This is a genomic window from Enterococcus sp. AZ063 (genome assembly GCF_051715045.1).
Taxonomy (GTDB): domain Bacteria; phylum Bacillota; class Bacilli; order Lactobacillales; family Enterococcaceae; genus Enterococcus_D; species Enterococcus_D casseliflavus.
The window spans coordinates 2,069,972-2,082,803 of sequence record NZ_JBIOTA010000001.1 but is presented as its reverse complement, the minus strand read 5'-3'; the positions used below and the strand labels follow the sequence as shown (position 1 = coordinate 2,082,803).

Below are 12,832 nucleotides of genomic sequence, written 5' to 3'. Positions count from 1 at the left end.
CACTTCCCATTCTACTAAAGGTTCGTTTCTCCCTTCGACTATATCATGAGGTTTTTTGCTTGTAAATGAATCAACACCTCTTTGAATCAAAGGCAAGACATTCAAAAAACGTGCAGCAAGCATCATTGTCATGGATACTTGCTGCACGTAACGAATAGGCTAGGCAGATTTTTTATTCTGCTTGTTTTGACGTGCATTGCTTGAACTTTTCAAAATCGATCGTTTGATTAGCAGGCAGCACTTCGTATTGCAATCGTTCTGTTTCTTCATCGTGAATGATATGGAGGATTTTTCCTTCGTCATCTACTGGTCCCAGACTGATGATCGTAAAGCGTTCATTGATGACTTCTAAATTTTGTAAAACCCCAGAAAACACTTTGCGAATATGATGGGCGGTTTTGATTTTTTTGTCCGCTTTTTCAACAGCCTTGGCCAACGTAAAGCCTTCATCTAAAAACGTTTTGATCATTTCCACTTTGACGACCGTGGGCAGTCGGTATTTTCGTGGGGCATTTTCTTCTTGTGGGACCGATTGAATAAATCCTTTTTGTTCCCAATAACGCAATTGGCGAGGGGAGATATCACACATTTGGCTAAGTTCGCTGATGCCGACCAACAAGTTTTCATTATCAACGAGTTTTCGAAAAAGATGAGACATACGGACTCCATTCTTGTAAAGGTATTTGTTAATATTGTAACTTGTTTTACTTTTATGTCAAGTAGGTTGACAAATTTCAGGGAAAGATTTAAAGTAAAGAAGGTTTTATGAAAAATATACTGAAAAGAGTGTGAAATATGTCAACGAGTCGTCCTTTAGATATCTACGGCAAACCTTACAACCGTTCCTTACTGGTCATGGTTTTGCTGATCGGTACGTTTTGTACTGTTTTGAACCAAACATTGTTAACAACGGCTTTTCCAACTTTGATGGATGCCTTTGACATCTCAGCATCTGATGTTCAATGGCTGACCACTGGTTTCTTGCTGGTCAATGGGATCATGATCCCGATCACCGCATGGCTGATCAACAAGTTCAGCTCGAGAAGTCTTTACTTAACGGCAATGAGCATCTTCCTTGCAGGAACGATCGCTTGTTTTGCTGCACCGAACTTTTCTACATTATTGATTGGCCGCTTAGTGCAAGCTGCCGGTGTAGGGATCTCGATGCCGCTTTTGCAAAATATCATGTTGTCGATCTTCCCACCAGAAAAACGCGGTTCAGCCATGGGCATGTCAGGAATCGTTATTGGGTTAGCACCAGCCTTAGGCCCAACGTTATCTGGTTGGATCATTGATCATTATGACTGGCGCTATTTGTTCGGAATGGTCATTCCGATCGTCGTTTTAGTCTTAGTCTTAGCGCTCTTTCTAATGAAGAGTGTGATTGAATTGTCGCATCCGAAAATCGATCTGTTCTCAGCGATTTTATCAACCCTTGGTTTTGGTACATTGCTCTATGGCTTTTCAAGCGTCGGCGACAAAGGGTGGGGCAGTATGGAAGTAATCGGTTTTCTAGCAGCCGGTGTCTTTTTCATTGCTTTCTTTGCATGGCGTCAATTGCACATTGAGCATCCGTTCTTAGAGTTGCGCGTGTTCAAATCAACGACCTTTACCTTGGCGTCGATCCTTTCAGGGGTCACGAATATGGCGATGATCGGTGCTGAAATGGTTCTCCCATTGTATATCCAAAACATTCGTGGTGAGTCAGCGTTTCATTCAGGATTGATGTTATTGCCAGGTGCGTTGATCATGGGGATCATGATGCCGATCACTGGTGCGATCTTTGATAAGTATGGTGCAAAACGTTTAGCTATCACCGGGATGTTTATCTTGACTGCCGCAACCTTACCATTTGCTTTCTTAACAAAAGATACACCGATTTTGCATATCATCATTCTTTATGGGATTCGGATGTTCGGGATCTCAATGGTGATGATGCCAGTAACGACTTCAGGAATGAATGCCTTACCTGGTCATTTGATCAGTCACGGTACCGCGGTAAACAATACGTTCCGTCAAGTAGCCAGCTCAATTGGTACGGCTATCTTGATCAGTGTCTTGACAAACGTCACTAAGGGCAACTTGCCAAGTGATTCTTTGCTGGATGCAACGCCTTTGGCATACAAAGAAAAAGCAATCGAAGCGACTTTATCTGGCTACCATGCCGCCTTTTATGTGGCAGCGGTCTTTAGCTTCTTAGGATTCTTGATCGCCTTCTCCTTAAAGAAAAAAGAACCGCGATTGACGGTTCTTGAAGGAGGTGCGGACAAATGATCTTGCTTTTGATCGTTCTTAGCGTGTTAGGGTTTGCGGTACTGAATGTCTTTGCCAAAAACAAGCTGCAAACAGGTTTATCATTGGTCTTAGGTCTAGTCTTCGTGGCAAGTGTCGTCGCACTGATGGCCAATTTGACCTATCATTTTGGAATGGAAAAAGAAACGACTGCTAAAACAACCCCACTGGTTTCTAGTGCCGATAACGAGAATTTTGATTTGCTATTGTATCAGCCATTAGGAGATGGTACGGAAAAAATCTACCTATATAAAACGGATGCTGATCAAGAGGAACCAAAACAAACCGGTACTGATAAAGTGACTAATGTTGTGGAAACAGGGGCTGATTCAGCTCAATTAGAAACAAAAACGACGCGCTGGGTTTATAAAAGTGACCTATCACGCTTCTTGTTCGGGATCGCTGATAACGATGGCCAATATGTCAGCCGTACCAATACGTTCTCATTGCCAGATTCATGGGAAGTCTTGAGTGTGGATCAAGCAAAAAAACTGGCTTCTTTAGCGAAAGAACAAGCAGACACTATGAAAACACAAGGACAAGCCTATGTCCAAGAAAAAATGCAAGCTGCATTAATGGCTGATCCAACTATGGATGAGGCAGCCCAAAAAGCAAAAATCGCTGAATTGACAGAAGCTTATCAAAAAGAAGCGATGGCAAAATTACTAGAAGAAGCAAAAAAGTAAAAACGAGCAGATAGTCAGGGGATGGAAGAATCAAATCGGATTCTTCTGTCCCTTTTTATATGGAACGTGATACTTTTGAAAAACGGCTACCACCAAAAAAAATCCCACACACTAGAAGTGAGTGGGATTTTCTTTAGTCAAATGAGCACGCGGCAATGCGGTCGAAAGCTTCTTTTAACAAGTCCAACGATTGGGTGGCAGCTAAGCGAACATAGCCATCGCCGGTCGTTTCTCCAAAGGCTTTCCCAGGGATCATCAGCACACTGGTTTCCTTTAATAATTTCTCGACAAAGCTGACAGAGTCCAACCCCGTTTGTTTAATGTTGATGAAGGCATACATGCTTCCTTTGACTGGGGATAAGGAAAGGAAGGGGATCTCAGCAACCCGTTGTTCAATGTAGGTCAGTCGTTCCTTAAAGACAGCAACCACTTGCGGCACGAGGGTATCATAGTGATTCAATGCGTAAATACCTGCCCGTTGTGAAGGAGTTGGTGCCGAATAGGCGATCGACTCATTGATCAGTTTTGCCGTAAGATTGATCGATTCAGGTGCGATCATGTAACCGATCCGCCAGCCTGTCATGGCAAAGGCTTTTGAGAAACTGCTGAATGTGATGGTGTTCTCAGGTGCGAAGGCTGCCATCGGTACAAAGGTGTCATCAAAGCAAAAGGCTTCATAGACTTCATCTGAGAGGATTAGTAAGTCATGTTCAATGGCAACTGCTGCGATTTTTTCAAAAGTTTCTGGAGAAAAAACAGCACCAGTAGGATTGTTGGGTGAATTGATAATGATTGCCCGGGTTTTCTCAGTGATAGCGGCCTTTAAAACCTCGACGTCGATTTGAAAGCCATCTTTTTCAAAGGTCGGAATAAAGACTGGCACACCACCGACTAGTTCGACTTGTTGTTTGTAAGGCGAAAAGTACGGTTCGTGAATAATCACTTCATCACCGGGATCAATGATGGCAGCCAAAGCTAAGTACATGCCATGCAATGCACCGACAGTTCCTCGTACTTGGCTAGGAGAAAAAGTAAGCTGGTATTGCTTTTGATAAAAATCAACGACGGTTTGGATAAAATCAGCACTGCCGTCTGAAGCGGTGTATTTTGTATGACCCGCTTTGACGTCAGCAAAAGCTGCATCAATGATTGTCGCATCTGTAATCAAATCAGGATCACCAATCGACAAATCAATCAAATTTGGGGTTTTCTTCGCAAGAGTGGCGATCTCCATTAAAAGATTTTCTTCTGGTTGTAAAAAACGTTCTGCAATCAACGGACGGTTCATTTTGTCATCTCCAATTTCTATAAAACTTTGCTTAAAAAATCCTGTGTCCGCGCATTTTGCGGATGCTCAAAGATCTGTTCTGGTGTTCCTTGTTCTTGAATGATACCGTCAGCCATAAAGATGACACGATCGGCGACTTCTTTTGCGAAGCCCATTTCGTGGGTAACGACGACCATCGTCATGCCTTTTTCTGCCAAAGCTTGCATGACCGTCAACACTTCTCCAACCATTTCTGGGTCCAATGCTGAGGTTGGTTCGTCAAAGAGCATTACATCAGGATCCATTGCCAACGCTCTAGCAATCGCCACCCGTTGCTGCTGCCCGCCAGAAAGGCTAGAGGGGTAACTATCCGCTTTTTCAGCTAAGCCAACTTGCTCCAGCAATCCTTTCGCTGTCTCTTCGGCAGCAGCTTGCTCTTGCTGTTTGACTTTGATCGGGCTGATAGTCAGATTTTCTAACACCGTTTTATGAGGGAATAAATTGAAGCTTTGAAAGACCATTCCCATTTTTTGACGAATCTGATCGATTTTCACCCCTTTTGCCAATAAATCATTGCCTTCGAAGGTGATTTTCCCACCAGTCGGCTGTTCAAGTAGATTCAAGCAGCGTAAGAAAGTACTTTTCCCACTTCCTGAGGGTCCGATGATCACAACGACTTCACCAGGTGTCACTTCAAGATCGATTTCTTTTAAGACGGTATTCTCGCCAAATGTTTTCACTAATTTTTCAACTTTAATCACTAGTTTTCATTCTCCTTTCAGCAACACCCAATAGACGTGAGAGGGCGAAGGTCAATACAAAGTAGATCAATGATACGATAACGTATGGTAAAAATGGTTTGAAGCTGGCCCCTTGAACGACGCCTGTTTGGAAAATCAGTTCAGACACACCGATTACCGATACGACCGAAGACTCTTTGATGACCGTGACAAATTCATTTCCTAAAGCAGGCAAGATGTTTTTGATGGCTTGCGGGAAAATGATGAAGCGCATCGCTTGGATCTGATTCATGCCTAATGAACGAGCGGCTTCCAGCTGTCCTTTATTGACGGCATTGATCCCAGCACGAATGATTTCTGCCACATAGGCGGCACTGTTTAGTGCTAAGGCAATACAGCCAGCAGCTAACTTCGAAAGCTCTAAGCCTAACACGCCTGTTCCAAAGTATACAATAAATATTTGTACTAACAAAGGTGTTCCCCGAACATATTCAATATAGACAGCGGCAATGACTTTCAATGCTTTTGACTTAGAAAGCTTCATAAAGGCTAACAAGCTGCCACCGATAGAGCCGAATAATACCCCAACCAAGGCTAGGAAGATCGTATAGCCAGTTCCAGTGATGTAAAAAGGCAGATATTTTTCCCAAAAGCTTTGCTCTTCATCGATCGTGCCTTCTTCGGTAAACATCAATCGATAGGCATCTTCTTTGTATTGGCTTAAAAGATCATTACTAATGATAGTTTCAATGGAGGAATTGAGTTTTTCCAGTAAAACTGGCGCTTCTTTCGAGATGGCGATCGCGGTCTCCTTCACGCCGTTTTCAAACGTGACATTTTCGGCTAATGCCAAGGTATCATTCGCCGTCACATAAGCTTCGGCGACGGGACCTTCCATCACGATCGCATCGATCTTGCGTGATTTTAGATTGGTGATCAAATCAGGCACCCTTTGCAAAGAGGTGACGGTCGAGCCAGTCAATTCTGTATTTGCCAGCTCTTCTTGTGTGGTTTGTCGTTGTGCACCGACAGCTACACCATCAAAATCAGCCGTCGATTGGAAACGATCCGCATCTTCTGCTCGAACCAGGACGGTCTGTTGGACTTCCATATAGGTATCAGTGAAATTGACTTCTTTACGGCGCTCATCCGTAGCAGCCATCCCAGAGATGACGACATCGATTTTACCCGTTTTTAGAGCCCCTAACAGCGCGTCGAACCCAAGCTCCTCAATTTTCAGATCGACCCCTAAGTCATCTGCAATTTTTTGGGCAATCGAGATATCGATCCCCACGATTTCATTTTTTCCATCAACATTGGCACGGAATTCATATGGTGCATAATCGGCAGATAAACCCACGACCAATACACCATTTTCTTTGACTTTTTCATAGATTGGATCGGTTTCTTCTGCATGTGCTTGTCCGACAAAGAAAAACGGCAGCAACGCTGTGATGATCCCCAATAAAACAGTACCCTTACTAAACCTTTTCATGTAAACGCCCCTTTAACTTTTTCTGTGCATCTATTAAAAATGCAAATAATAACTAATAAATGTATAAAAATACATATAAGTGATAGAAACTATCATAGCATAACATCAGTTGAAGTCAATAAGTCAGAGAAAAAAAGTCAAAAATTGTTGTAGAGCGTAAAACCATTTATTCAAATTATTTGCAATCCAAGGAAGAACAAAGTGGAGAAGGAACAGCAGCCATTTTCTATACACATCTATTTGAAAGGATGCTTAGAAAATAACGGATAGTGAAGAAAGAAAGCAGCTTCGCTTAAACGAGAAACAGGATCTGCAATGACAAAATAAAAAGTTGTCTGAAACAAAGCGGCAAAAACGAAACATAAGACATTTTTTGGATTTCTTGCGATAATAAAAGAGAAGAGGAGGCGATAGAGTGAAGGTCGTATTGATTCGACATGGTGAAAGCGAAGCAAATTTTGAAAATTACTGGACAGGCTGGCTAGATGTTTCTCTGACCGAAAAAGGCCGACAACAAGCTTGGGATGCGGGGGAACAGATCAAAGAATTAGGGATTTCCTTTGATTTTGCCTTTGCATCTGTGCTGCAGCGAACGATCATCACCTGCGATGCCGTTCTGGAAGCCAGCGATCAGCTTTGGGTCCCTGTGAAAAAAACATGGCGCCTAAATGAACGTCATTATGGCCAATTAGTAGGGGTCAATAAAGATGAGATGGTGGCAAAGTATGGAAAAGAACAGGTGCAAAAATGGCGACGTGGATATGATGAACCGCCTTTATATGTGGAGGAAAATGATTTAGACCGACGCTATGATTCTTTAGACCCTCGCTTGATACCTAAGGGAGAAAATCTGGGGATGGTGGTGGCGCGAGTAGTCCCATTTTGGCAAGACCAGGTGGTTCCGTTACTTAAAGATCATAAGAATATTCTCATTACTGGTCATGGGAACAGCTTGCGGGCGTTAGTCAAATACTTGGAAGACGTGCCAAAAGATGCCATGGATACGATCGATATTCCTAACGCACAGCCGATCATTTATGAGTTTGATAGCCAAGCAAACTTGATTGAACGGGCGTAATAACGAACATTTAAAGAATAAACCACATTTTCGTTTGATGTTACATCGAAAATGTGGTTTTGTTGTGCTATAATAAGAAAAATTTTATGAAAGGCGGGAGGATATGAAAGCCGTATTAACCGTTATTGGAAAAGACAAGGTTGGGATCATTGCTGGTGTTAGCCAGAAATTAGCAGAACTAGAAATCAATATTTTAGATGTGTCCCAAACGATCATGGAAGATTACTTCACGATGATGATGCTTTTAAACATGGATGCCAATCAGGATTTTGATGGTGTTCGTGAGGAGCTTCACCAAATTGGTCGTACATTAGGTGTAAAAATCAGCATTCAAAATCAAGAGATTTTTGATACCATGCACAAATTATAGGAGGCACTATGGAGACAAATCAAATACTTGAAACCATTCGCATGGTGGAAGAAGAAAACTTAGATATTCGTACCATCACAATGGGGATCTCATTATTGGATTGTATTGACGCCGACATTGATCGTACTTGTGAGAAAATTTTTCAAAAAATTACAACAAAAGCGAAAGATCTTGTCAAAGTCGGCGAAGAGATCGAAAGTGAATATGGCATTCCGATTATTAACAAGCGGATTTCGGTTACCCCTGTAGCGATCGTAGTGGCAGCTTGCCAGCCGACACCCGCAGACTGTATCAAAGTTGCGAAGACCTTGGATCGAGCGGCGCAAGAAGTTGGAGTCAATTTCATCGGCGGCTATAGCGCACTAGTAGAAAAAGGCTATCAAGGCGGCGACCTTGCATTGATCGAATCGATTCCAGAAGCCTTGGCTCAAACCAATTTTGTCTGTTCGTCGGTCAATATTGGATCAACGAAAGCTGGGATCAACATGGATGCAGTACGTCTGATGGGAGAAACAGTCAAGAAAACGGCTGAGGCATCAGATATGGGCTGTGCGAAGCTCGTCGTCTTTGCCAATGCAGTGGAAGACAATCCCTTTATGGCAGGGGCTTTTCATGGGGTCGGTGAAGCTGATGTGGAAATCAACGTTGGTGTCAGCGGACCTGGTGTCGTCAAACGTGCCTTGGAAAAAGTCAAAGGCGAGTCCTTTGATGTTGTGGCGGAAACAGTCAAAAAAACAGCTTTCAAGATCACGCGGATGGGGCAATTGGTCGGGCGCGTGGCTTCAGAGCGCTTGGGCGTTCCATTCGGGATCGTCGATCTTTCGCTGGCGCCAACTCCTGCAGTCGGCGATAGTGTGGCATTGATTTTAGAAGAAATGGGTCTAGAATCTGTCGGTACCCACGGAACGACAGCGGCTTTGGCCTTGTTAAATGATGCAGTAAAAAAAGGCGGCGTAATGGCATGTAACCATGTTGGAGGTCTGTCGGGTGCCTTTATCCCCGTTTCTGAAGATGCAGGGATGATCAAAGCAGTAGAAGCTGGTTTATTGAATTTAGAAAAACTTGAAGCCATGACGGCGATCTGTTCTGTCGGTTTGGATATGATTGCGATTCCAGGAGATACTTCTGCTGAGACGATCGCCGCAATGATTGCGGATGAAGCAGCGATCGGTGTCATCAACCACAAGACGACAGCTGTCCGAATCATTCCAGCGAAAGACAAAAAAATCGGCGACCGCATTGAATTTGGTGGATTATTAGGAACGGCGCCAGTGATGAAAACCAATCCTGCGCAGTCTACTGATTTCATTTTACGTGGGGGACGTATTCCTGCTCCGATCCATTCATTCAAAAATTAATTTGTACTCCTTTACTAGGAAAATATGATAAAATGACCTTTAAAAGACCGACCAAAATGCTGTCTTTTAAAGGTTTTTTAGTCATCTAACTATTTTTTTCATGCTTAAGGCGGATGTTTTATCATTTGAAATCGAATACAATGAAAGATAACACGATGAAAAGGGGTGGTAAAATGAAGAAAATCTTCCAACTTGGGATGTTGGTTTTTGTTGGTTTGATGGGATTTTTTGTCCTTCAACCATCAATTGCCTTTGGACAGACATTTGTTCGTGATGATGCCGGGGTCCTTTCACAAGAGACGATCAAACAGATCGATGCTTTGAATAAAGAGGGCTTCCAATCATTGACTGGAGCGCCAGAATATGCTGTGATCACGATCCCTTCTTTAGATGGGCAATCGATTGAAGAGCGTAATTTGGAACTGTTCAATGAGTATGGTTTAGGAAATCCAGAGGACAATAATGGACTATTGTTTCTCTTTGCCATTGACGATCGTGAATTTCGTCTGGGTTATGGCGATGGACTATCCTATGTCTTCAGTGATCTATCGGAAGATGATTTAGTGGATGAAGATGCCAAAGACGCATTACGAGATGAAGATTATGATACAGCGATATTGGCAGCTTCTAATGAAGTCTATCAGCGAATGAAAGAAGCGGATGAAACGATTGGTTTAGGGACGATCTATCAAGATGGCAAGCAAATGTTAGCAGAAAAACAGGCACAAGAAGCAGAAGCCACTAAGCAGATGTGGTTCACTATTGGTAAAATCGTCAGTGGTGTCGTAGCGGCAGCAGCTGCAGGCCTTGTCGGGTTCATCAGTTTTCGCCATCTTAAAACCAAACGGCGTTTTGAAGAGCACCTGCCATTGCCGAAACATCTGTTAGAAGATAGTCACTTCCAACAGAAAGATTTCTTGAAATGGGCTAGCAATAGAAAGAACTATCAGCGTTACCATCAGTATCAGACAGCAAAAGATTGTCAACAAGCATTTACGCAGTATGTGACGAGGACTTATGTGCCAGCGAAATTGACTTCGGTCACTGGATTGTCGACAGCGGATAAACGAGTCATCCAACACGGCTTGACGAATCCAGCAATTGGCGCCTATTTTTCAAACTTGCTGATGAAGAAACAAACCACGGTCAAACATTTCGGTCAGGTGATCCTTACCCAACATGACACCTTAAAAACCTATGAAGCCCAATTAGGCAGGGAAGTGACTGAACGGATGGCAGACTACGATTTGACTGATGCGGTGTTACCCGAAAATCTGCCTTTAGCAGATGCTTATCGAGCAGAAATAGCCAAGCAAGCCAAAGAAGAGATCAGAAGACGCAATGAGCAAGGGCGATACTTAGCTCAACTTGTGACGGAAAAAGCGACCTATCCTGAGATGGTACAAGCCATTCCAAAAGAAGTTTCTGATGTTCTAGCGGAAGTGAAAACAGATGCCTTGTTCCAAGTTGACTTGAAACAGGTTTATCAAAATCACCCAGATTTAGCGAACAAATTATCCTCATTTGATGCTTCTGATCGAGCAGCCGTTTTGAATAATGCTCGCCAAGAGTATGACCCCCATGGTATGAATATGGCGTTGTTCTTTGTGATGATGAATAATCATGTGACCCATCAAGAACAAGTCATTGCCGATACGCAAAGTTCTTCGAATGATTTTGGCGGCTTTAGCGGAGGAAGCAGCAGCGGTGGCGGTGTTTCTGGTAGCTGGTAATTTTTCGTAAGGAAGAACGTTCATTGTTCTGCAATACATTCGCTTGCATGTAGGTTTGTGCAAGCGGAAGGATTGTATGGTCAATGGCGTTTTTTCTTGTAGAGGAAATCCCTTGATAAATAAGACAAACCAAACAAAGTGTGGTAAACTTTTTAGAGTTACTGAAAATGAATGGAACTTTCATTCATTTGAAAAAGGGAGAAAACGAGGGATATCATGTACCAATCTTACATATGGGATTTTGACGGAACACTTTACGACAGCTACCCAATCATGTTAAAAGCTTTTATCAAGACATTGAAGGAGTATGGCTTCGATCCAGATCCAGCGGAGATTTATTATATATTGAAAGATTCATCTTCCAAAAAAGTTGCTGAAAAATACAACTTAGATTTTCAAGAGTTCACTAAAGCATTCAAAGCAAATGAAGCGCTGGATGATCGTTTGCCGCTTTCCTTTGCAGGAACCAAAGAAACATTAGAAGCCGTGGTTGCTGCTGGGGGCAAGAACTACATTTTGACCCACCGCGATGTCGTCTCAACGAAAGAGTTGTTAGAAAAAGAACAGATGGCAGACCTGATCGTTGAGATCGTTGGCCCAGAAAACAACTTCCCCCGCAAACCGGATCCAACTTCCCTGATTTATCTTGTTGAAAAGTATCAACTAGATAAAGATCAGACTGTCATGATCGGCGATCGCACGATGGATGTTTTTGCAGGACAAGGAGCAGGTGTCAAGACGATATTTTATGATATAGAAGGTCTCTTAAAAGATGTATCTGCCGACCATACCGTCCAATCAATGGCTGAAATACAAGAAATCATTAAGTCTTGAGAAATCAAGGCTTTTTTTGTGGTAAAAATGTTCTTTCCTGTTCATTGATAACGATCATGAAGTTACTTGTCACAAAAGGTATGAGAACGTCGACTTTTTTTAAAATCGCTGGGTGAAATACCATAATAGGCTTTAAAGACTTGAAAGAATTGACTGCGATCAGAGTAACCTAACAAGATAGCAATTTGATCGATCGAATGATCAGTATGCAACAAGTATTCCTTAGCTTTTTTCATTTTTTGCATCTTGACATAATCAGAAAATTTCATGGATGTATTCTTTTTGAAAAATGTGGATAGATAAGTGGGATTGTAATGAAAATGACGTGCCAATTTTTTTAGTGTGATCGAATTTAAGTGTAGCTCAATATAATCAATGATTCCTTGAATATCCACCGATTCTTTTTTGAAAAGATTGCAGGATGTAATCATCTCGTAGGACTGGCTGATGTCTTCAATCATGATTGCCAAAAACAAAGTAATGATTCGAGGGTTTTTGTCTTTTTTTTGCCACTCGTAGTAAAAATTGTTGAAAGAGTTTAACGGTGAGGTGTCTCGGCTTTTAAAATATATGTAAGGTGTTTTCATTGGTGTCTCGTAAACGAATGGAAAGAAAAAAGGACTTACTTGTTCGTTATTTTTTAAGGCTGGAAAAAGATCTTTTTTAATAAATTTAGGTGGTGCTTGAATAATCATGATCACATCATTGTCTGACTGATCGATATGAAAAGGAATGGAAGGCGAGATCATTACGAAGTCATACCGATTGATTTTAATACAAGTATTTTCAATAAATAACGAACCCTGACCACTTCTTACATAAATAAAAATGGCCTCCTCGTAGTATTTTCTTTGAATCACTGTAGGGGAACCCTTCAATTTAGTCATTTTAAAGGACTGTTCGCCTTTAAGGGTTTGTGGCTGATTTTTTTTCTCCTCGTTCATTATATGCACCCCTTTGCTAATCTCTCCCACTCAGT

12 protein-coding genes are annotated in these 12,832 nt (G+C 42.2%); 7 read left to right on the top strand and 5 right to left on the bottom strand.

Annotated elements, in window-relative coordinates; all coding sequences use genetic code 11:
• Window positions 1-172 precede the first annotated feature (172 nt).
• Window positions 173-658 (bottom strand): MerR family transcriptional regulator, encoded by a 486-nt coding sequence (locus tag IGK61_RS09620; protein ID WP_005230125.1) that lies wholly within the window; start codon window positions 656-658, stop codon window positions 173-175.
• 137 nt (window positions 659-795) lie between these two features.
• Between IGK61_RS09620 and IGK61_RS09615 the strand changes: the two genes are divergently transcribed.
• Both IGK61_RS09615 and IGK61_RS09610 read left to right on the top strand, forming a co-directional pair.
• Entirely contained in the window at window positions 796-2,274 is a 1,479-nt protein-coding gene (locus tag IGK61_RS09615; protein WP_010749631.1) for an MDR family MFS transporter, read from the top strand.
• Window positions 2,271-2,978 (top strand): DUF4811 domain-containing protein, encoded by a 708-nt coding sequence (locus tag IGK61_RS09610; RefSeq protein WP_005230129.1) that lies wholly within the window; start codon window positions 2,271-2,273, stop codon window positions 2,976-2,978. The genes IGK61_RS09615 and IGK61_RS09610 overlap by 4 nt, the downstream gene beginning before the upstream one ends.
• Before the next feature lie 133 nt (window positions 2,979-3,111).
• On the opposite strand, the gene IGK61_RS09605 is transcribed toward IGK61_RS09610, so the two are convergent.
• Genes IGK61_RS09605 through IGK61_RS09595 form a run of 3 tightly spaced genes read right to left on the bottom strand, consistent with a single transcriptional unit; the run spans window position 3,112 to window position 6,480 of the window.
• The gene (locus IGK61_RS09605; RefSeq protein ID WP_074535255.1) at window positions 3,112-4,266 is read right to left on the bottom strand and encodes a pyridoxal phosphate-dependent aminotransferase; all 1,155 of its coding nucleotides are present in this window, start codon (window positions 4,264-4,266) and stop codon (window positions 3,112-3,114) included.
• Between the two features lie 17 nt (window positions 4,267-4,283).
• Window positions 4,284-5,006 carry an amino acid ABC transporter ATP-binding protein gene (locus tag IGK61_RS09600; RefSeq protein ID WP_005230134.1) on the bottom strand — a complete coding sequence of 241 codons (723 nt, stop codon included), beginning with the start codon at window positions 5,004-5,006 and terminating at the stop codon, window positions 4,284-4,286.
• Entirely contained in the window at window positions 4,999-6,480 is a 1,482-nt protein-coding gene (locus IGK61_RS09595; RefSeq protein WP_005230136.1) for an ABC transporter substrate-binding protein/permease, read from the bottom strand. The genes IGK61_RS09600 and IGK61_RS09595 overlap by 8 nt, the downstream gene beginning before the upstream one ends.
• A 415-nt stretch (window positions 6,481-6,895) precedes the next feature.
• Between IGK61_RS09595 and IGK61_RS09590 the strand changes: the two genes are divergently transcribed.
• The 5 genes from IGK61_RS09590 to IGK61_RS09570 all read left to right on the top strand — a co-directional run bounded on the left by IGK61_RS09590 (window position 6,896) and on the right by IGK61_RS09570 (window position 11,853).
• Complete coding sequence (locus IGK61_RS09590) at window positions 6,896-7,558, top strand: 2,3-bisphosphoglycerate-dependent phosphoglycerate mutase (RefSeq protein WP_074535257.1); 663 nt, start codon at window positions 6,896-6,898, stop codon at window positions 7,556-7,558.
• Between the two features lie 103 nt (window positions 7,559-7,661).
• Complete coding sequence (locus IGK61_RS09585) at window positions 7,662-7,928, top strand: ACT domain-containing protein (protein ID WP_005230142.1); 267 nt, start codon at window positions 7,662-7,664, stop codon at window positions 7,926-7,928.
• A gap of 8 nt (window positions 7,929-7,936) precedes the next feature.
• A complete protein-coding gene (locus IGK61_RS09580; protein WP_005230144.1) occupies window positions 7,937-9,286 on the top strand; it encodes a PFL family protein in 1,350 nt (449 codons plus the stop codon).
• A gap of 140 nt (window positions 9,287-9,426) precedes the next feature.
• Entirely contained in the window at window positions 9,427-11,019 is a 1,593-nt protein-coding gene (locus IGK61_RS09575) for a TPM domain-containing protein (RefSeq protein WP_074535258.1), read from the top strand.
• Between the two features lie 216 nt (window positions 11,020-11,235).
• Entirely contained in the window at window positions 11,236-11,853 is a 618-nt protein-coding gene (locus IGK61_RS09570; RefSeq protein WP_005230151.1) for an HAD-IA family hydrolase, read from the top strand.
• Window positions 11,854-11,915: 62 nt separating this feature from the next.
• Here the strand turns inward: IGK61_RS09570 and IGK61_RS09565 are convergent, their stop codons facing one another.
• Entirely contained in the window at window positions 11,916-12,797 is an 882-nt protein-coding gene (locus IGK61_RS09565) for a helix-turn-helix domain-containing protein (protein WP_074535259.1), read from the bottom strand.
• Between the last annotated feature and the right edge of the window lie 35 nt (window positions 12,798-12,832).

Excerpts from the sequence above, each read along its gene's own strand:
- IGK61_RS09580 (WP_005230144.1), top strand. The coding sequence starts at position 7,937 with ATGGAGACAAATCAAATACTTGAAACCATTCGCATGGTGGAAGAAGAA.
- IGK61_RS09615 (WP_010749631.1), top strand. The coding sequence starts at position 796 with ATGTCAACGAGTCGTCCTTTAGATATCTACGGCAAACCTTACAACCGT.
- IGK61_RS09570 (WP_005230151.1), top strand. The coding sequence starts at position 11,236 with ATGTACCAATCTTACATATGGGATTTTGACGGAACACTTTACGACAGC.
- IGK61_RS09565 (WP_074535259.1), bottom strand. The coding sequence starts at position 12,797 with ATGAACGAGGAGAAAAAAAATCAGCCACAAACCCTTAAAGGCGAACAG.
- IGK61_RS09620 (WP_005230125.1), bottom strand. The coding sequence starts at position 658 with ATGTCTCATCTTTTTCGAAAACTCGTTGATAATGAAAACTTGTTGGTC.
- IGK61_RS09575 (WP_074535258.1), top strand. The coding sequence starts at position 9,427 with ATGAAAGATAACACGATGAAAAGGGGTGGTAAAATGAAGAAAATCTTC.
- IGK61_RS09595 (WP_005230136.1), bottom strand. The coding sequence starts at position 6,480 with ATGAAAAGGTTTAGTAAGGGTACTGTTTTATTGGGGATCATCACAGCG.
- IGK61_RS09610 (WP_005230129.1), top strand. The coding sequence starts at position 2,271 with ATGATCTTGCTTTTGATCGTTCTTAGCGTGTTAGGGTTTGCGGTACTG.
- IGK61_RS09585 (WP_005230142.1), top strand. The coding sequence starts at position 7,662 with ATGAAAGCCGTATTAACCGTTATTGGAAAAGACAAGGTTGGGATCATT.
- IGK61_RS09605 (WP_074535255.1), bottom strand. The coding sequence starts at position 4,266 with ATGAACCGTCCGTTGATTGCAGAACGTTTTTTACAACCAGAAGAAAAT.